Source organism: Enterococcus sp. DIV0183, assembly GCF_050541505.1.
Classification (GTDB): domain Bacteria; phylum Bacillota; class Bacilli; order Lactobacillales; family Enterococcaceae; genus Enterococcus; species Enterococcus faecalis.
In genome coordinates this window covers 936,899-956,803 of the sequence record NZ_CP172932.1, presented here as the reverse complement: position 1 = coordinate 956,803, position 19,905 = coordinate 936,899, and the positions used below count along the sequence as shown (strand labels likewise).

General features: G+C 38.2%; 14 protein-coding genes and 1 other annotated feature. Of the genes, 5 read left to right on the top strand and 9 right to left on the bottom strand.

All coding sequences use genetic code 11. The features are described 5' to 3' along the window. Positions 1–9 precede the first annotated feature (9 nt). Positions 10–1,077, bottom strand: a complete 1,068-nt coding sequence (ulaG, locus tag IGK72_RS04815) for an L-ascorbate 6-phosphate lactonase (protein WP_002366458.1) — start codon at positions 1,075–1,077, stop codon at positions 10–12. Positions 1,078–1,270: 193 nt separating this feature from the next. On the opposite strand from ulaG, the gene IGK72_RS04810 reads away from it, so the two are divergent. Beyond that, on the top strand, positions 1,271–2,035 hold the full coding sequence (locus IGK72_RS04810) for a DeoR/GlpR family DNA-binding transcription regulator (RefSeq protein ID WP_002382117.1): 765 nt from the start codon (positions 1,271–1,273) through the stop codon (positions 2,033–2,035). A 93-nt stretch (positions 2,036–2,128) separates the two neighbouring features. Here IGK72_RS04810 and IGK72_RS04805 read toward each other — a convergent pair whose 3' ends face one another. The 3 genes from IGK72_RS04805 to racE are packed head-to-tail and all read right to left on the bottom strand — an operon-like array spanning position 2,129 to position 4,829. Next, complete coding sequence (locus IGK72_RS04805) at positions 2,129–2,641, bottom strand: metallophosphoesterase (protein WP_002381991.1); 513 nt, start codon at positions 2,639–2,641, stop codon at positions 2,129–2,131. Positions 2,642–2,653: 12 nt separating this feature from the next. After that, positions 2,654–4,009 (bottom strand): ribonuclease PH, encoded by a 1,356-nt coding sequence (rph, locus tag IGK72_RS04800; protein ID WP_002358026.1) that lies wholly within the window; start codon positions 4,007–4,009, stop codon positions 2,654–2,656. Then, positions 4,002–4,829, bottom strand: a complete 828-nt coding sequence (racE, locus tag IGK72_RS04795) for a glutamate racemase (RefSeq protein ID WP_002358027.1) — start codon at positions 4,827–4,829, stop codon at positions 4,002–4,004. The genes rph and racE overlap by 8 nt, the downstream gene beginning before the upstream one ends. 264 nt (positions 4,830–5,093) lie before the next feature. On the opposite strand from racE, the gene IGK72_RS04790 reads away from it, so the two are divergent. The 4 genes from IGK72_RS04790 to IGK72_RS04775 are packed head-to-tail and all read left to right on the top strand — an operon-like array spanning position 5,094 to position 8,123. Beyond that, complete coding sequence (locus IGK72_RS04790) at positions 5,094–5,825, top strand: amino acid ABC transporter ATP-binding protein (protein WP_002360585.1); 732 nt, start codon at positions 5,094–5,096, stop codon at positions 5,823–5,825. A gap of 34 nt (positions 5,826–5,859) precedes the next feature. Then, entirely contained in the window at positions 5,860–6,687 is an 828-nt protein-coding gene (locus tag IGK72_RS04785; RefSeq protein WP_002360586.1) for a transporter substrate-binding domain-containing protein, read from the top strand. A 45-nt stretch (positions 6,688–6,732) separates the two neighbouring features. Next, entirely contained in the window at positions 6,733–7,446 is a 714-nt protein-coding gene (locus IGK72_RS04780) for an amino acid ABC transporter permease (RefSeq protein WP_002363695.1), read from the top strand. Positions 7,447–7,457: 11 nt separating this feature from the next. Continuing rightward, entirely contained in the window at positions 7,458–8,123 is a 666-nt protein-coding gene (locus IGK72_RS04775; RefSeq protein ID WP_002384721.1) for an amino acid ABC transporter permease, read from the top strand. A gap of 143 nt (positions 8,124–8,266) precedes the next feature. Here the strand turns inward: IGK72_RS04775 and pheT are convergent, their stop codons facing one another. From pheT to IGK72_RS04750, 5 genes are all read right to left on the bottom strand, one after another. Beyond that, positions 8,267–10,690 carry a phenylalanine--tRNA ligase subunit beta gene (gene pheT / locus IGK72_RS04770; RefSeq protein ID WP_070415913.1) on the bottom strand — a complete coding sequence of 808 codons (2,424 nt, stop codon included), beginning with the start codon at positions 10,688–10,690 and terminating at the stop codon, positions 8,267–8,269. A 7-nt stretch (positions 10,691–10,697) separates the two neighbouring features. Then, entirely contained in the window at positions 10,698–11,744 is a 1,047-nt protein-coding gene (pheS, locus tag IGK72_RS04765; protein WP_002358034.1) for a phenylalanine--tRNA ligase subunit alpha, read from the bottom strand. A 56-nt stretch (positions 11,745–11,800) separates the two neighbouring features. Next, positions 11,801–12,019 (bottom strand) — a binding site (T-box leader). A gap of 43 nt (positions 12,020–12,062) precedes the next feature. After that, on the bottom strand, positions 12,063–12,407 hold the full coding sequence (locus IGK72_RS04760; protein ID WP_002358035.1) for a winged helix-turn-helix transcriptional regulator: 345 nt from the start codon (positions 12,405–12,407) through the stop codon (positions 12,063–12,065). A 69-nt stretch (positions 12,408–12,476) separates the two neighbouring features. Beyond that, a complete protein-coding gene (addA, locus tag IGK72_RS04755) occupies positions 12,477–16,271 on the bottom strand; it encodes a helicase-exonuclease AddAB subunit AddA (RefSeq protein WP_070415914.1) in 3,795 nt (1,264 codons plus the stop codon). Continuing rightward, positions 16,264–19,854, bottom strand: a complete 3,591-nt coding sequence (locus IGK72_RS04750) for a PD-(D/E)XK nuclease family protein (RefSeq protein ID WP_070415915.1) — start codon at positions 19,852–19,854, stop codon at positions 16,264–16,266. Before IGK72_RS04750 ends, addA begins: the two co-directional genes overlap by 8 nt. Between the last annotated feature and the right edge of the window lie 51 nt (positions 19,855–19,905).

Genomic DNA, 19,905 nt, shown 5'->3' with positions numbered 1-19,905 from the left:
CAGCCTTTCTTACAAGAATGAAGGAAATGGTGTATCATTTTCTTTAACAAAAACATCATCAAAGCCACGATCAAAGTTAAATTCTAAGTTGTCTTTGTCATTTGGATAAACAAATTTGCCACCCACTTGCCAAATATATGGTTTAAATTGATAATGTAAACGATCTTTTTTAAATTTCCAAATTTCCATGATTTCTTTTGGATCCGCCATAAAATTAGACCAAATATCATAATGAACAGGAATGACTACTTTCGCATTTAAAGATTCGGCCATTCTCAACATATCAACAGAAGTTATTTTATCTGTGATACCGCGAGGATTTTCGCCATATGCTCCTAAGCAAACATCAATTGCATATTGATTACCATGTTTCGCAAACAAGTTAGAATAATGAGAGTCTCCGGCGTGATATACCGTACCACCTGAGGTTTCAAATAGATAATTGACAGCTAGTTCATTCATGTCCTGAGGCATTTTACCTTTAAATGTATTTTCAGGATCATCAGAAGTAATTAGCGCGGTTCGATCAAAAGCTTCCAAGGCCACTACATTCACATCATTCACTTTTATTTCTTGACCAGGTTCTATAACCCGTGTTTTTTCTGCCGGAACACCCCAACGCTGCCATGTTTTCACTACTTCTTTTGGACCAATAAATAGAGCCTTAGGACAGTTTTGATGAACAGCAGCAGCTGTGTGAATATCCAAATGGTCTGAATGAATATGTGTGACAACTAAAGCATCTACCTCTTTTATTTCAAAAGGATCAATCACAAAAGGTTGTGTTCTTAAATTAGGTTGCATTTTTTGGCAACCACTCATGCGCATCATTTGATGGCCATTTTTCATTAAGCCGTTCCCGTGCGTTTGTTTTCCTGTTCCACACCATAAATCACATAAAATATTCGTGTTCTCATGCGTTTTCAGCCAAATGCCTGTACAACCAAGCCACCAAAGTGCAACCGTTCCTTGAAGCACATTTGTCTGATTAATTTCTTCGTTTAAATAAGTGCCCCATTCTGGAAATGTCGCCTTCAACCAACTTTCTTTTGTAATTTCATGAATCGATTTGTTCATGCTACCACTCCTCTTCTCAAATGATTGTGTTATGCTTTATAAGAAAATCATAGCCGCAAAAAATCACAATGAAAACCCTTTTATATGATTGTTTGCACTTTTAATGATTCTTTTACGTGTTTTGTTTTCCTATGAGTTATACTATTTCATGGGGGACCGTGTCCAAAAAAATAACTAAAGGAGGTTGTATTACTTGAAAAGTTCATTAGAAACCATTGAAAAAAGGCAACAAAACATTCTCGCGCTGCTGCAAAAAAACAAACAAATGACTACCTATAAATTAGCAGATGCTTTAAATGTTTCCTTAAGCACAATTCGTCGTGATTTAAATGTCTTAGAAACTAAGAATGACATCATTCGAAAATATGGGTATTGTATTTACAACGACCAAAATCAGAAAGACTTTGATCAATCAGGACCGGAGTTATTAAAACAAGCCATTGCTCGTGTTGCTTGTAGCTATCTAAGTGATTATGATACCGTTTTCATTAATTCAAGTTCCACTGCTTTGAATATTCTCCATTATTTAAAGGCCGACCATCTGACCATCGTAACGAATAATTTAAAAATTGCCACCAAGCCTCATGTTTCTCAATACAATTATATTTTGACCGGAGGCGAATTACGTTTTCCCAAAGAAGTTCTGGTAGGAGATATTGCCATTAACACAATCACCGCAACGCATGCCGATGTTTGCGTAATTGGCTGTAGCGGGGTCAGTTTAGAACATGGCGTCACTACAAAAATTTTCAATGAAGCAAAAATTAATGAGCTTATGATAAAACAAACAACAAAAGTAAAAATTCTGGTCGCGGACCATCGAAAAATCGGCTTGACATCTAAATTTAAAATTGCTGATATTACCGCTTTTGATTGTTTGATTACAGACAAACATTGCTCATCAACTTTAATTACAGAACTTCGTAAGACCGGCTTAAAGGTTATCCAAGTCGACTAAAAAAAGAGCGTAGGACAAAAATCTCTTTTGGATTTTTGTCCTACGCTCAAAATCTGATAAATAAAAAAGTAGCACTTATTTCTTAACATTCACTTACTTCGTAAACGTTGCCTTTAATCGTTCCAATGGTTGGTGCTCTTTGTTATAGTACTGAACGAGATATTGTTCAGGTGTACTTTCAATTATGGCATATGTTTTCTCTTGAACTGGTCCACGAGGTAAACGAATACTTCCCGGATTAACAAAGAGAATGTTATTGTGTCGCTCTGCGCCGAGTACATGAGTGTGACCAAATAAGGCAATTGTCGCTCCTGCTTCTTCCGCTTGTAAAGCAAGTGTCGTGAGTCCCATTCTAACATTGGCTAAATGACCATGTGTCATATAAATAACTTGATCCCCCACTTTTTTAGTCACAGTTTTGGGAAATTCATCATAAAAATCACAATTTCCTTGGACTACAATTAATTTCTGCCAAAGTTCATCTGTCGGTTCTAATTCAGAATCACCACAGTGAAAGAGTGCATCGACTTGTCCTTCATAATGATTCACTAAGTCAACTAAACAGTCGCGATCGCCATGGTTATCGCTTACTACCAAGATTTTCATACGTTTCAACTCCTATTTTTTTAGCCATTCTTCCCATTGTTCTTTTAATTTTGCCACTGCTTGTCCACGATGACTAACTTTATTTTTCTCTTCTCCAGACAATTCAGCTGCTGTCTTACCAAGCTCTGGAACATAGAAAAGTGAATCGTACCCAAAGCCTCCTTCACCACGAGGAATCGTGCCGACTTCTCCTGGCCATTCAGCTTCGACCACCAGACTTTCTTTCTTTGGTTCAGCAAAAACCAATGTACAATGGAAACGCGCTTGTCTTTTTTCTTTTGGCACGCCCGTTAACTCATGCAATAGTTTCGCATTATTTGAAGCATCGTTAGTTGGTTCACCAGCAAAACGAGCAGAATAGATTCCTGGCATTCCCCCTAACGCATCAACAATTAATCCTGAATCATCTGCTAATACTGGTTTCTGTAAAATTTCTGCAATTGTTTCAGCTTTTAGACGAGCATTTTCTTCAAATGTTCGACCAGTTTCTTCTACATCTGGCAAATTCGGATAATCTAATAACGTCTTAACCGTATATCCTTTTTCACCAAAAATTGAACTAAACTCTTTCGCTTTACCAGGATTTCTAGTTGCAATGACAATCACTTTCTCTTCTGAATCTTGCGAAGGGACTTCTTCAGAGGCTAAAGCATAAAGCGCTTCTTTCTGATACGCAATTAATTCCTCGATCCCTGTTTTTCCATAAAAGAGCATGGCATTTAACTCATCTCCTGAGAAGGTAGCTTCTTCACCCGTTCCTTGAATTTCCACAAATTCACCAGACTCGGTCATCACGATGTTCATATCCACTGCAGCATTCGAGTCCTCTGCGTAATCTAAGTCCAGCACACAATAACCATCGGGTAAAATACCCACGCTGACAGCAGCTAAATGCTCTTTAATTGGGTCTTCCGCTAGCGCACCAGTCATCAATAAATGATTGACTGCTAAGCGTAGAGCAACAAAAGCGCCTGTAATACTAGCTGTACGGGTTCCCCCATCTGCTTGAATCACATCACAATCGACAACAATGCTCCGTTCCCCTAACTTTTCTAAGTCAACAACAGCTCGCAATGACCGCCCAATCAAGCGTTGAATCTCCATTGTTCGCCCTGTTAATTTTCCTTTCGCACTTTCCCGAATATTTCTTGTGTTCGTCGCGCGAGGGAGCATGCTATATTCAGCTGCTACCCAACCTGTTCCCGCGCCTCGTAAAAATGGGGGAACCTTTTCTTCGACAGTGGCTGAGCAAATTACTTTTGTATCGCCAAACGAAATAACCACCGAACCTTCTGGATGTTTAAAAACATTGGTTTCAATAGTGATCTTTCGCAATTCTTTTGGTGCACGACTATCATGTCTAATCATTTTCGTTTCCTCCTAAGTGAATCTGTTGTGCTTTTAAGTTCTCTATACCAAGCCAACTGCTTGCAATCTCTTCAAACATTTTTGCAGAACCAGTTGTATAAAATTCATGGGGCTGTGTAGGCGCTTCAGGCGTGTGGGCAATGTCAAAATAATCGAGAAGCATGCTGACTTCGCCAACTGTTTCGGCTCCTGAGTCAATTAATGTCACATGACTCCCCATCACATTTTGAATCACCGGACGTAACAACGGGTAATGGGTACAACCTAAAATCAACGTATCAAGTCCTTTTAATTGTAGTGCTTGAAGTGTTTCTGCCACAATTTTTTTTGCTACGGAAGAACGATATTGATTACTTTCAACAATGGGGACAAATTTAGGGCAAGCTAAACTAGTCACCTCAATTGCTGGTGCCTTACTTTTAATGGCGATTTCATAGGAAGCACTTTTGATTGTCCCTAAGGTACCTATGACACCAATTTTGTTATTTTTTGTGACTTTAACGGCTGCTCGTGCGCCAGGTAAAATAACACCGACAACTGGAATTGGCAAGGCAGCTTTAATTTCTTCTAATGCGACAGCCGTCGCGGTATTACATGCGATTACTAGCATTTTTATTCGTTTTTTCAATAAAAAATCGGCCATTTCCCAAGTAAACTGAACGACTTGTTCGGCTGGTCGTGGACCATATGGGCAACGGGCTGTATCTCCTAAATAAATTAATCGTTCATTTGGTAATTGTTTTAGCGCTTCCTTTAAAACAGTTAATCCACCAACGCCAGAATCAATTAATCCAATGGCTTCTTGATTGCTCATTCTCATCCTACCTTTGCCTTTTATTCACTGCCTTTATTTTCTACTTTTTAAGGACTATTGTCAATTTTTCCTGTTTTGCTCTCATTTATTTCTTTTTTTGAAGGAAATCTTTTTCGATTAAAAAACTAGTAATTCATTTTTTTGTATGTTATAATTCCTAACATTGAGAATACAATTAGAAATACATTTGGTTAATTTAATTTAAATAACATGTTTCTCACCGAATCCTCTGTTATCTTTTCTGCCAAATGATTGCAAAGGAGACTGCCTATGATTTCTTTAGAACATGTAAATAAGTATTTTGGGGAGCATCACGTTTTAAAAGATATTACTTTAAATGTAGAACAAGGAGAAAAAATTGTCATTATCGGACCCTCTGGCTCTGGCAAAAGTACATTAATTCGGTGTATGAACCAATTGGAAAAAGTCAATGATGGTTCCGTCGTAATTGATAACATTGACATCACCAAACCGAAAGCACCGATTCAAAAGGTTCGCCAGAAAGTTGCCATGGTCTTTCAAAATTTTAACTTATATGCTCACAAAACGATTATTGATAATTTAACGTTAGCACCGATTAAAGTGATGGGCGTTTCCAAAGACGAAGCGGTTCGTACTGGCATGGAGTATTTAGAACGAGTCGGTTTGGCTGATAAAGCTTCTGCTTATCCTTCGCAGCTTTCTGGCGGGCAGCAACAACGGGTCGCTATTGCTCGTGCCTTAAATATGCATCCTGAGATTATCCTTTTTGATGAACCGACTTCGGCACTTGATCCAGAAATGATTCAAGAAGTTTTAGATGTAATGGTCGATCTTTCCAAACAAAATATTACCATGGTTTGTGTCACACATGAGATGGGCTTTGCTCGTCAAGTGGCTGACCGTGTAATCTTCATGGACCAAGGACAGATTATTGAACAAGGAACGCCTGAACATTTCTTTACAAGCACTGAAAACCCTCGTGCAAAAGAATTTCTAAGTAAAATTATTCATAACGGGTAATGAATAAAAAACAAAAAATTGGAGGAATGAAGGAATGAAAAAACAAAATAAATGGCTGGCTGGACTCTCCTTACTTGTATTAGCAGGCATCATTGTGGGCTGTGGTAGCGGCAACAATGACTCAACTTCCAAAAGTGCTTCATCAAACAAAACGGTCACAGTAGAACAATTAAAAAAAGCAGGGAAAATTAAAGTAGGTGTCAAAGAAGACATTCCTAATTTTGGCTATATGAATCCTGATACAAACAAAAATGAAGGAATGGAACCAGATATTGCACGCTTGATTGCGAAAGAAATTACCGGCAGCGAAGAGAATGTGGAATTTGTGGGCGTGACAGCGAAAACGCGCGGTCCCCTTTTAGACAATGGTGAACTAGATATGGTAATTGCTACATTTACAATTACTGATGAACGTAAAAAGACTTATAATTTTACAACTCCCTATTATACAGATGAGATTGGTTTCCTTGTGCGCAAAGAGGATAACTTCTCCAGTATGAAAGATTTAGACGGAAAAACAATCGGCGTTGCACAATCTGCTACGACAAAAGAAAACTTAGAGAAAAAAGCGCAAGAGGAAGGAATCAAATTTACTTATCAAGAATTAGGTTCCTATCCAGAATTAAAAACAGCGTTAACTTCTAAACGAATTGATGCATTTTCAGTGGATAAATCAATCCTATCTGGCTATGTGGATGGCAAGACAGAAATTTTAAAAGATGGTTTTTCGCCACAAGAATATGGAATTACCACAAAGAAAGCAAATACTGAATTAAATGATTATCTAAATGGTTTAATTGAAAAATGGGAAAAAGACGGCACACTAGAAAAAATTTATCAAGACTGGGGCTTAAAAAATTAATCATTCCTAAGACTTGAAGAATCAAAAATTTTAGGAGGGATTTTTATGTTTTTGTTAGCCAATATTTCCTGGCTTGAAGAAGGGCCATTTGCCTTATATCGTTGGGAGGCTTTATTTCAAGATTGGCGAATTTTTGGTCAGGCTTTTCTCTATACTATTCTGCTTTCTTTAGGAGCGATCTTAGTTGCCTTTGCTTTAGGCATTTTCTTTGGCAGTTTATCAGCGACCAAAAGTAAACTTTTACACGCAATTAGTCGTGTCTATGTAGAATTTTTTCAAAACACACCTTTGTTGATTCAATTTATCGTAGTCTATTATGGCTTTCCTCTGCTAAGCCCGCTGCTTTCATTTTCTATTACTACGATTGCCATTCTGTGTGTAGGCCTCTATCATGGCGCCTACATTTCTGAAGTGGTTCGCTCAGGAATCGGAGCTGTCCCAAGAGGGCAATTTGAAGCGGCTTACTCCCAAGGATTAACGTACGGTCAAACGATGCGGTATGTGATTTTACCACAAGCATGGCGGATTATGTTACCGCCTTTAACCAATCAAGTAGTGAACCTAATTAAAAATACGTCAACAGTTGCCATTATTTCTGGCGCTGACGTAATGTTTGCTGCCAATAGTTGGTCGTCTGTCAACTTGAACTATATTCCCGCCTTTGCGCTTGCTGGTTTCTTATATTTCATTCTTTGCTTCCCATTAGCGAATTTGGCTAGAAAAATGGAAGAAAAAAATAAGAAAGCATATAGTAGATAGGAGGAAAACAGATGCCTTTTTCAGAAGAAATGCGTCAATTACTGACAGCAAATAATTTTCAATTTCTATTTAACGGCTTAAAATTGACGCTCTATATTTCCTTCGTCTCAATTATTTTGAGTACGATTTTTGGCACCATTCTAGCCGTTTTGCGAAATCAAACCAATGGACCACTGAAGTTACTTGCCAGTATTTATGTAGAAGTAGTGCGTAATATTCCAAACTTATTGTGGATTTATGTTATTTTTTTGATTTTCAAAATCAAATCCACACCTGCTGGAATTGTGAGTTTTACTGTGTTTACTACCGCTGCTTTAGCGGAAATTATTCGTGGTGGTTTAAATGGGGTCGATAAAGGCCAAATTGAAGCGGCGCGTTCTCAAGGTTTTTCAAATTGGCAAATTCTTTATCATATTGTTTTGCCTCAAGCCATTCGCAATGTTTTACCAGCGATCGTTTCTCAGTTTGTTACTGTCATCAAGGATACAAGTTTCTTGTATTCCGTAATTGCTTTACAAGAACTCTTTGGCAAATCTTATATCTTAATGGGGCGCTACGCACAAACAGGACAAGTATTCACTATTTACGGAATCGTCGCCCTAATTTATTTCATTATTAACTTTAGTATCTCGCAATTTTCACGTTGGCTATCACGAAATTGGGCGAAAAGTTATTAATGTAGTTAAAAACAGGAGGCTGAGACAAAAGTGTTTAGCTCCAAGAAATAAGAAGGAGCTGCTTTTGTTCAGCTGATTATCTTAAGATTTAGAAAGTGGGGCATAAGTCATTTCGACTTATGCCCCACTTTCCTGTTTTTATTTTATCTTACTTCTACTTGATGTTTTTCAATTAGCGCTTTTTCAACCTTTTCCATTGAACGGTTAATTTCTTCATCCACTAATGTCGCTTCTGCATTAACGAAAGTTAAACTATACGCCATTGATTTTTTGCCAGCACCTAGTTTTTCACCTTGATATACATCAAATAAATGAATCTCTTTCAAATATTTACCTGCGTTATCTGAAATAGTTTTAACTAGTTCTTGATTGGTAACTGTTTCATCGACTAATAAAGCAATATCTCGAGAAACTGCTGGGAATTTAGAAACTGCTTCATAAGTAACCCCGCCTGCTTCTGTGGCTACTAATTGTTGCAAGTTTAATTCAGCAACATATGTTTCAGGAATATCGTACGCTTTCGCTGTCGTTGGATGAACTTGTCCGACAAAACCAACCACTTCATCTTCTAAATAAATCCATGCTGTCTGGCCTGGATGCATTTCTGGAATCGCCGTTGTCGCTTGATAACTGATTTTTTCTGTTAATCCTAAAACAGCTACAATACTTTCCACTAAGCCTTTTACTGTATAAAAATCAACGGCTGTTGCTTTTGTTTGCCAATCTTTAACCATTGTATTACCAGTTAAAGCAAGTGCTAAGTGATTTTCTTCTGTAGGTAAATTTTTTGTTGGATCTTCTGTTTGGTAGAAAACGCGTCCTACTTCGTAGAAGGCGATATTATTATTTTTACGTGCCACATTGTATGCGACATCATCTAATAAACCAGAAATTAAGTTCATACGTAACACAGAACGCTCTTCACTCATTGGCCATTGCAAACGTGTTGTTTGACTTTCTTTCATCATAAATTGACGGGATTTTTCTTCTGTTGTCAATGCATAGCTGATGGCTTCACTCGTACCATGACCTTCCAGTAAGCTCTTTAATTGGCGCGTAACATGTTGTGCTTTGGTTAGACTTCCAGCAACTGTTTCTCCACTTGGCAATGTTGAAGGTAAATGATCATATCCATAAATGCGGGCCACTTCTTCAATAATATCTGCTTCAATCGCAATATCCCAACGTCTTGGTGGAATCGTAATTTCATATGCGCCTTGATTTACTTCATAAGCAAAACCGAGTGCTTCAAAAATTTCATTCACCGTTGCTTCATCTAATGCAGTGCCTAAATATTGGTTGATTCGTTCTAAAGTCACAGCTACCTGCGCTTCTTTAACGGCCACTTCAGAACCAACTGCAGTGCCTGAGACCACTGTTCCGTTGGCTAACTCTGCAATCATCGCGGCTGCCACATCACAAGCTAGCCCAACTGTCGCTTGGTTGATGCCTTTTTCAAATCTACTTGAAGATTCACTCCGTAAATTGAATTGTTTAGACGTTTTGCGAATAGACAATGGATTGAACAATGCCGCTTCTAAAGCCACAGTTGTTGTTTCTTGACTGATTTCAGAATTAGCCCCACCCATTACACCGGCTAAGCCGACAGGCGTTTTTCCATTCGTAATGACGATATTTTCTTCTGTTAATTGACGTGTTTCACCATCTAATGTAATTAGTTCTTCTGCTGCTGTTGCTCGACGAACCAAGATTTCTTTGCTATCTAATTTTTGATAATCAAATGCATGCAATGGTTGACCAAATAATAATAAAATATAATTTGTCACGTCCACCACATTGTTAATCGGACGGATTCCTTCATTCATCAATCGATTTTGCAACCACTGAGGACTTTCTGCAATCGTCACATCTTTAATGACACGAATTTGATACGCTGGTGCATCTTGTGAATCTTCAACAGTCACTGTTACGTAATTTCCCACGTTATCTGAAGCATCTTCTTTGAGTTCGGGATCATTAAACTGAGGCGTTTGACGATAAATTGCGCCAACTTCATAGGCTACCCCTCTCATACTTAGTGCATCTGCACGGTTTGGTGTAATTGATAATTCAATAATCGCATCATCCATGTCTAAATAAGGGAAAACAGGTGTCCCATTCACTGCTTCTTGAGGTAAATAATAAATCCCTTCAGCGTAGGCTTTTGGTACGACATTATCTGAATATCCTAGCTCTTCTAACGAACAAATCATTCCGTTAGAGACTTCGCCACGCATTTTACCTTTTTTAATTTTTTGATTTCCTGCAATTCTTGAACCAGGTAATGCTACGATGACTTTAATTCCGGCTTTTACATTTGGTGCTCCACAAACAATTTGTGACAATTCTTCTTCACCGATGTCTACTTGGCAAATTGATAAGTGGTCAGAGTTTGGATGAGGAACACATTCTTTTACTTCACCGACAACAATTTTCTTTAATCCTTCTTCAGGTACAGCAACGCCCTCAACTTCGATACCTGTCACAGACATTTTGTCCGCTAATTCTTGCGGAGTAACGTTTGAAAGATTAACATATTCATTTAACCATTTATAAGAAACTAACATTTTTCAACTACTCCTTTACCTTGAATTGATTTAAGAAACGTAAATCATTTTGATAAAAATTACGGATATCATTTACACCATAACGTAACATAGCAACGCGATCTGGTCCTAAGCCAAAGGCAAATCCTGAGTACTCTGTTGGATCAATCCCTGACATTTGTAATACATCTGGATGAACCATCCCCGCACCTAAAATTTCAATCCAACCTGTATGTTTGCAGACGTTACAACCTGCGCCGCCACATTTAAAACAGCTAACATCTACTTCGACTGAAGGTTCTGTAAAAGGGAAATAGCTAGGACGTAAACGAATTTTACGATCTTCACCAAACATTTTTTTCATCATGACTTCTAACGTCCCTTTTAAATCACCCATTGTGACATTTTTATCGACAACAAGGCCTTCAATCTGATGGAATTGGTGACTATGTGTCGCATCATCTGTATCACGACGGAATACTTTCCCAGGAGAAATCATTCGTAATGCACCTTTTGAAAAATCGTGTTTTTCCATTGTTCGAGCTTGAACTGGTGAAGTATGCGTACGAATTAACATCTCATCTGAAATATAAAACGTATCTTGCATGTCGCGTGCCGGATGATCTTTTGGTAGATTCATGCGTTCGAAATTATAGTGATCCGATTCTACTTCGTATCCTTCCACTACTTGATAACCCATGCCTAAGAAAATATCTTCAATCTCTTCCATAACTTGTGTCAAAATATGACGTGTGCCTTGAGGCATTTGTTTCCCAGGTAAAGTTACATCTAAACTTTCTTCTTTTAGTGCCGCATTTAATGCTTCGTTTTCTAAAACAACTTTGCGCGCTTCAATTGCTTCTGTTAATAAATCACGAATTTCATTTGCAAAGCCCCCCACCACTGGTCGTTCTTCTGGTGAAAGGTTTTTCATACCTCTTAATACTTCGGTGATTGGCCCTTTTTTCCCTAATGTTTCTACGCGAATTTGGTTTAATTCTTTTAAAGTAGCAACTTGTGCGATTTCTTTGAGCGTATTGTCTCTAAGAGCTTCTAATTGCGCTTGTAATGTCATTATGCGTTCCCCTCTATCTTTTATTTAAACTAAAAAAAACGATAACCCATTCCTTTCAAAGGAACGAGCTATCGTGTTACCATCCTAATTCATAACAAATTGTTGTCATGCACTCATTTCATTTAACGGCAATTACCGGTTTGCTTTCTTCTTGAAAACAAACAAACTCAGGAAGTGAATTTCGCTTGGTGACTGTGTAAATCAGCTTCCAGTCTCTGGCTGACTCTCCCTAAAACACGTCAATTCAAACTACTTGTTTCCATCACTGTTTTTTTAGTTATTTAATTACGTTTAGTTTACAAGAAGTTTTGCTTGCGGTCAACTGCATTCTTCGTCTTTTACCCATTTTTCTGCCCAATGTTGAATTTGTTCCATCGCTAATTGCAAGTCTTCGCCTTTTTCGGTCAGGAAATATTCTAAGCGATTTCCTTCACCGCAACGAACAGCTTTGGTGATAATTCCTTCAGCTTCTAGTTCCTTCAATCGCTCTACTAAGACACGATCACTTAACATTGGAATTTTTTCTTTTAATTCGCCAAAACGTTGAGGACCTCGTTCTAATAAAACATCAATAATTAAACCATTCCATTTTTTACCAAGTATTGAAAATGATTTTTCAAATTTGGGACAAAGTACAAACGATTCTGTTTTTACTTTTTCCATCTTCCTCACCTCTTCAATGAGTATAGCACATTCCTTACAAAATGTAAGTGTTTCTGCTTCTAATTTTTTCTACTTTATAAAATCTACAACATTTCCTGTCTGCATGTCAATAATTACTCCTCCATTTAATAAAATTAAATAGACGTGCGACACCTCTTTATGCGTTGACTCTTGTAGCGCTCTACGATAAAGATTCATCTGTCCGCGATACCGTTCGACAATTTCAGAAATCGCTTGGGGAGAGGTGCCTTTTACATGATCGGTTTTATAGTCATACAAAATGCATTGATTGTCTAATTCGATATAGCCATCAATAATCCCATGAATTAATAAATCATCTTGTGTCGTTTCTGGATAATTTTGAATGAGCTCTTCTGCTTCAATCAGCATAGAAAAAGGTTGTTCCCTTCTAACGGTTTGATGGTGTTGAATCAATTGTTTTCCTAAGGCGGTGTCAAAGAAGGCCACGATTTGTTCCAGATTCATTTTTTCAGCAATTGCTGGTAAAATCAATTTATTTTCCACTAAGCGTTCTTGAACAGCTCGCACTTCCTCGTAAGAAGGTTGCTTACTTAAATCAATTAGTTGTAATAAATAATGGGTTGCTGTCCCAATTTCAGCTGCTGAGGGCGCTTGAACCGTATCTAAAAATTTAGGCTTACTTAAATCTCCTTCAATCATTCGATTGACAATCAACGGTTGCGCTTGAATAGTATTGTCTTCCCGAACCTCAATTTTACCAATTTCTTTGTTATCGGGGTCATCAAATACTCGCTTGATTTCAGAAACAGACTGATAACTGGTGGTCCGAGTAGCCACTTCAAACGGATAATTGAAACTTAACCGTGCAAGGCCACGATTGATTTTGTCAGCAGATAATTGCGCTTTTTCGGCTAAATCCTCTGCTTGTCTTTCTGGCAATTGTAATTGCTGAATGGCTGCTCGTAGTTGTTCTTCGTTGAACCACTGAATATGAAAGTTAGCTGGGTGCTTTTTAACTTGCGGAACGTTACTTACTACTACTTCTTGCTGATATTCATCGGCTTTTTGATGGCGTACCAATGTCATCCCAACCCAATTCATTAAACTACTTTTACTTTGCAAGCGATTTTCAGCTGGTAGCACCAGTGTTTCTACATCGCCAACTTTCAGCCACTCTTTCCACATCGCCGCTTGGTCTTTATAGGAGCCCACCAGAAAAAGTTTCTGTTCTGCACGTGTCAACGCCACATATAGCTTCCGCATTTCTTCGGATAGTAATTTTCTTAATCGTACTTGTTTAATCGCCAAAAATGGTAAAGTATCGTACATAACTCGTTCTTCAGGTTGTAAATAACGAATGCCTACCCCTAAATTTTCTTCAAAGATATAGCGTTCATTCAAATCACTGACATTAAATTCTTTGGTCATATCTAAAACGAATACCACCGGAAATTCTAACCCTTTACTAGCGTGAATCGTCATGACGCGTACGGCATTCTCTTCACTTAAAACGACTGGTTCTGCTAAATCTTTGTCTTTTTCTTGCATTTTTTCGATGAAGCGAACAAATTGAAATAATCCGCGGAAGGTTGTTTTTTCATACGCCGCGGCCCGATCGACCAACGCATATAAATTGGCTTGGCGTTGTTTGCCAACAGGCAACCCGCCAACATAATCAAGATAGGCCGTTTCCCGATAAATCGTCCACAGCAAGTTGCTAATCTGGTTGCGTCGAGCCTGTTCCCGCCATTTTTCTAATGATTCAGCAAAACGTATAGTTTTTTCCTGAACAACTGCTTCCTCCATGGTTGGTTCCATCTTTTGATTAAACGTTAAAAATGCTTCGTAGTAACTGGTTTCCTTATTAGCCAAACGAATAAGCACTAATTCGTTTTCTTTTAATCCAACAATTGGTGAACGTAACACAGCTGCCAAAGGAATGTCTTGATAGGGATTATCAATCAATTGAAGCAAGGCAATCATTGTACGAATTTCCGTTGCTTGGAAATAATTTTGAGCATCATTGACTTGAACTGGAATTTCTAATGATTTAAAAACATCTAAAATAGTTAAATTATTTTTCTTCGTAGGCGTTAATAAGACAATATCTTGATAAGTAATCGGTCGATCCGTTTTCAGCTTTTTATCATAAATCAAGAAATTTTGGTCAATTAATTCACGAATTTTCAAAGCAGTAACGTAAAGTTCCCCTTCTGTCTTATCTTCAATCAACAACTCAGGGGATTGTAATTCTGGAAATTCAACTGATTCTGTTGCTTTTTTTTCATAAATTAGCAATTCAGTTGAATAATCAGCCGCCTCCGAAAATTGATCAAAGCCATGAACCAAAGCGGCTGACTCATCGTAAGCAATTTGGCCCACTCGCTCATCCATTAATTGACTAAATACTAAATTCGTAAAGTCTAAAACGTCTTTGCGGGAACGAAAATTTTCAGCTAGGATAATTCGTTTACCCTCTTCGCCTTGCCCATACTGATTGTATTTTTCAATAAACAATGTAGGATCTGCCAAGCGGAAAGAATAAATAGACTGTTTCACATCTCCTACCATAAAAAGGTTTCCTTCTGTGCTAAGCGGACGGCGCAACCAATACAAAATAGATTCTTGTAATTGATTGATATCTTGGTATTCATCGACTAACACTTCATCAAATTTTTCGCGATAGTAAAGAGAGGCTTCTGATGCTTGCCAGCCATCTGCCTGATTTTTCGCTAAAATAGCTAACGTATAATGTTCTAAATCGTTAAAATCCACTAAATTTTTAAGCCGTTTTTCTGCGCCATAGGCCTCCATAAATTGTTTCCCCACGTGAGCCATTTCTTGAACAATGGGTGTGGCCTCTTTCAAGACTTGTTTCATGGCATCTGGAGAAAGTGTAAACAGTTGCTTTTTCAAATCATTTAACGCTTTTTTATTTTGTTCTCGTAACTGTTTGGCTTGTTCCGCGGTTGGTTTCAACTCTTCGGCACGAACCGTTGGGTAGCGGTCAAAGCTCAACAATTCAGTCAAATTATAGGCGCTCTCTAAATCATTTCTCTCTAAAAATTGTAAAAATTGTTTTGTTTGTTCCTTTTCATTTTGAGCTAAATACCAAATCTTTTGAAGTTTCTCTTCGCCCTCTGTTAAGGTCACCATTTCTTCGTAACGCTGAAGAGTTCGTTGTAACGTCTCAACGGCTAGCGGTTTTAAATACGTCTGAAATAACGTTGATTCGCCTAGCTGATCCCCTACTTCGTAGGCTTGTGTTAAGCCATTAATCCACGCCTCTGGATCAGGATTGGCTTTGGCAAATTCATAAAAAGAAAAAATTAAGTTAGTGAGTCCGTCATCACTACGGTCATTGGAAAAATTCGCTGTTAATTGGTAAAATTCTCCTTGATTTTCCGCATAAAATTGTTCACGTAATGCATCCCAAACATCTTCTTTTAATAACAATGTTTCTGTTTCATCTGTTAACATCCGAAAAACTGGATCTATGTCAATTAAATAATAAAAACGACGAATAACAGTTAAACAAAAGGCATGTAACGTGCTGATATTGGCTGTTGGCAAAAGAGCAATTTGACGAGAAAAATGCCGTCTTCTTTCTGGATCTTGTTCTTCATTCATTGCCTTTTGTAAAGCCACTTGGATACGTTCTTTCATCTCACGGGCGGCGGCTTCAGTGTACGTCACAATCAAGAGACGATCGATATCGACGCCGCTTTTGACTTTTTCAATGACACGGCGGACTAAAACGGTGGTTTTTCCTGAGCCAGCCGAAGCAGAAACTAAGATATTTTCATCGCCATCAAACACTGCTTGCCATTGACTGTCGGTGAATTGCTCATTGGCTGGACGTAGTGGAATTGTTTTACTCATCTTCGGTTGCTCCTTCCTCATCTTTGTTTAACAAGCGCGCCATAATTTCCTCTTTGGATAAATTCTCAATGCGATGATAATTATTTTCTTTTAACATCACATCAAAATCACAGACACTTCGAAACGGACAATAGCGACAAGCAATCCGTTCCTTTCCTTGATAAGCGGGATTAAGTTGAACTTCGCCGCCAATAATTTGATTCCCCGCTTCAATAAATTTATTTCGGTTATGGGAAAGCAACGCGCCTAATTCTGGTTCTGTCACAAATTTATCTTCTTGGCGACGACCAGGTTTAATTTGTTCTTTGGCGGATTCTTCAATCGGAAACAGCAACGAACTTTGTTTAGCTTGCAGACTCGTATCTAAATGATCCAATAAATCTGGGTCTTTCATCAAAAGACCATCAAACTGATATTTTTTAAGCATTTGTTGTTCAATGTCGTCTTTGCCTTCATAAGATAATGTAGGATTGTGTACATGCAGATAAAGTGAGCCAGCAGGTTTAGCTTCTTGACCAACTAATTGTACAGCATCCATTAAAGCCACATCCAAGTACGTCAGCATTTGCATGGCTAAGCCGTAATACGCTTCAGTCATATTAAATTTACGGTGACTCGATTTATAATCAATCACACCTAAATAGGTTGATTCGGGTGTAACCAATTGATCAATCCGGTCGATTTTCCCCCGAACATGAATTTTCCCTTGATTTTTTAATGGTAATTCCAAACCAGAAATTCCTTTTTTAGCGGCAATTTGGCCAAATAACACTTCCGTTTGAACAGTCGTCATGCCACTTCGTTGGCTTTGGCGTTTCAGCGCCCAACTGACTTTTTTAATTGTTTGACTCAATTGATAGCGAATATAGTTCATGCGACTAGAGGTCGTTAATACAGAAAAACGTGCATCCCCTAAAATACTATTTAGTACTTCCTCCGCCAATAAATTGACTTCCTGATCGGTTAATTCAGATAAGTTCCGTTGATTCATAATCAATAATTTAAAGAACTGATCCAATGCTTCATGGAAAAATTCCCCTGTAGCTGCTGGCGAAAGCCCAAAGACATCTCTTTCTTTCAAACGTAAGCCATAGCGAGAAAAGTATTGATATTGACACCGATAAAAACTCTCCATCCGAGAAACGGATGTATAAATATCTTTACCATATAAAGGTTCTGCTAAGACCTCATCAATCTTTTCAGGAATATTTTGATGCGTTAAACTTTCGAAAACTTGCTTGGCTAGCGGCGCAATTGATTGGTTCATTAGCGCTTTTTCCATATTTAACCAGAAAGGCAACAATGCTTCTTGTGTTTCTTTCCGTTGTCTTTTCAAACGCGTTAATTCACCGATTAACGTCCGATACGTACTAATATGGGCTAAACTGGTCGTTTCATCATCGAAAATGGTTGTTTCATTTTTTTCAAAAACGGGCAAATTTAAATCTTTTTGGATATTTTTAAAATAAGGAGACGGTTTGACTTCTTGAGCGGTGTCTTTAACTCTTGGATAGGTTAAATATAACCGTTCTCGCGCTGAAGAAAAGACGAGATACGCAACAAACGGTTCTTGCGCAATTTTGCGCCCAGTTGTCCCACGTAAATATTGGTTTTCCGTTAAAGTATCATTGATTGTCTGACGTTCTTCATCAGACAATAGTGTTTTATTTTCAATCTTTTGTGGAAAAATTTCTTCCGTCATCCCAATAGCAAAAGTAACCTTGGCAGCGCCAGGTCGAGTTAAATCCATTGCGCGAACTTGTACTTGGTCAATCGCTGTCGGCACTTTACTATAGTGCAAACCTTCCAAGCCACTAACAAATATTTCTTGAAACGTTGTAAAATCAAACGAACTTTCTCCGTAAACAGTGACGTATTCATCTAGTAATGACATCAATGCATCCCAAGTCTGTTCATGGTTACGAGCTGTTTCTAGTTGACCTGCTTCGATAGCTTGTAAGCGCCACATTTTTAATTGTGTTGCCACACCACTTTGCAGTAAAAAGTGATAGAAGACGGTCGCTGCTTCCAAACCAGTTTTGGCACTTATCATTGCTTGAAAGTAACTAGGTAACAGCCGTTGAAGCGATTGACGAATCGCATTTGACTCTTCTTCCATCGTAGCGACATCTTCTTGCTCTTCCGCTTCAAAATCATACCGAATAAATTCCCAATCTTTTTCTTGCGACCAATAATAACCTTCATAACCGTATGCTAGGACTACATTTTCGGTAATATCAACTTTTCTGCGCCAAGCGTTCCGTTGGTTTAACCAATCAGTCAAGCTTTCTTCAGAAGTAGCGAGTTGATTCATTGGCATAAATAATTCCGTTCTCAAAAAACGGAGCACATCACGATAACGATAATTATACGAATGAATAGCAAATAAAGATTCAATCCATTCGACTAAAGGATGCCGATCCATAGCCATATCTCGGTCGACATAAACAGGAATCGCGTGTTCCGCAAAAATCGGTTCTAATAAATTTTCATAACAATCTAAATCACGAGTCAACACCTGAATTTCTTTGTACCGATACCCTTCTTCCACCACTAAACGGCGAATTTCGGTTGCAACATGTGTTAATTCTTCTTTAACGTTTTCAGCACGCCACAGAAATAAGCCATCGCCACTCCAGTCAGTTGTGCTTAATGGAGGCAGGTGTTCTTGCGATTGAATCCAATAATCGTTTAATCCTTGCAAATCTGGATTTGTAATTAATACCTCTTTCTTTTCCACATAATCTGAAAGAATCGGGATTTGCTTCTGTCTTGCTAGTTGATAAAGCTGATGATAGGTTTGTCCCGCTTCATAAAATAACGACCGCGGATCAGGTAAGTCATGCGGATATTGTTTGTCCAATAAAAGGGCTACTTTCACAGAACCTGCTTGCGCCATTAGCACTTCAATCAACTTTAATTCTCTGGCAGTAAACTGCTGATAGCCTGAAATAACGAATTGAACATTCGACAAATCAACCGTTTGTAAATACTCGCTTAAATGTTGAATAATCTCCGCTGATTCATAGCCATACTGACTCATTTGCAATTGGAATCGCGTAAAAATTAACGTTAAATCTTGAAACTTAAGTTGTAAATCTTGTCCTTTAGGGTTCTCCGTTTGTTTTTCTAAAAATGGATAAAGCTCCGCAATTTCAATATTGCCTTCGCGCATTTCTTGATAAAGCTGAAATAGTTGCTGAATAAAGCCAGGCTTGTTAATTTCACCTCTAAAAATTTGTAACTCTTCTTCTGCTTCTACTAAAATTTTGCGGAAAATCATCGCAGCGCCTGCATCAGATAAAACATCTGCCGAGTAAAAAGGTGTATGTTGTAAATAGTACCAAGCCAAACGATAAAAACTAAAAACCTGCAGACGGGTACTGGTTATTGAATCAGACGTAGTTGTCTGTAATTGACGTAACTTTTGCAAGACTTGAATTTCTTGCTCAAACTTAATATGGTTCGGGACTAAATAGAATACTTCATGCTGTGCGTCTTCCTCTAGCCATTGTTTTGTCGCCTGTATAAGTGGCGCTTCTAAGTCTGCCACGGCGGTTCCTCTAATAAACTGCACACTCATGGTTTCACATCCTTTTCCTTTGCACTGCCTTTATTTTACCACAAAAGAAGG

Bases quoted from the DNA above. Each gene is read 5' to 3' on its own strand.
- ulaG (WP_002366458.1), bottom strand. From the start codon at position 1,077: ATGAACAAATCGATTCATGAAATTACAAAAGAAAGTTGGTTGAAGGCG.
- IGK72_RS04805 (WP_002381991.1), bottom strand. From the start codon at position 2,641: ATGAAAATCTTGGTAGTAAGCGATAACCATGGCGATCGCGACTGTTTA.
- rph (WP_002358026.1), bottom strand. From the start codon at position 4,009: ATGATTAGACATGATAGTCGTGCACCAAAAGAATTGCGAAAGATCACT.
- racE (WP_002358027.1), bottom strand. From the start codon at position 4,829: ATGAGAATGAGCAATCAAGAAGCCATTGGATTAATTGATTCTGGCGTT.
- IGK72_RS04790 (WP_002360585.1), top strand. From the start codon at position 5,094: ATGATTTCTTTAGAACATGTAAATAAGTATTTTGGGGAGCATCACGTT.
- IGK72_RS04785 (WP_002360586.1), top strand. From the start codon at position 5,860: ATGAAAAAACAAAATAAATGGCTGGCTGGACTCTCCTTACTTGTATTA.
- IGK72_RS04780 (WP_002363695.1), top strand. From the start codon at position 6,733: ATGTTTTTGTTAGCCAATATTTCCTGGCTTGAAGAAGGGCCATTTGCC.
- IGK72_RS04775 (WP_002384721.1), top strand. From the start codon at position 7,458: ATGCCTTTTTCAGAAGAAATGCGTCAATTACTGACAGCAAATAATTTT.
- pheT (WP_070415913.1), bottom strand. From the start codon at position 10,690: ATGTTAGTTTCTTATAAATGGTTAAATGAATATGTTAATCTTTCAAAC.
- pheS (WP_002358034.1), bottom strand. From the start codon at position 11,744: ATGACATTACAAGCGCAATTAGAAGCTCTTAGAGACAATACGCTCAAA.
- IGK72_RS04760 (WP_002358035.1), bottom strand. From the start codon at position 12,407: ATGGAAAAAGTAAAAACAGAATCGTTTGTACTTTGTCCCAAATTTGAA.
- addA (WP_070415914.1), bottom strand. From the start codon at position 16,271: ATGAGTAAAACAATTCCACTACGTCCAGCCAATGAGCAATTCACCGAC.
- IGK72_RS04750 (WP_070415915.1), bottom strand. From the start codon at position 19,854: ATGAGTGTGCAGTTTATTAGAGGAACCGCCGTGGCAGACTTAGAAGCG.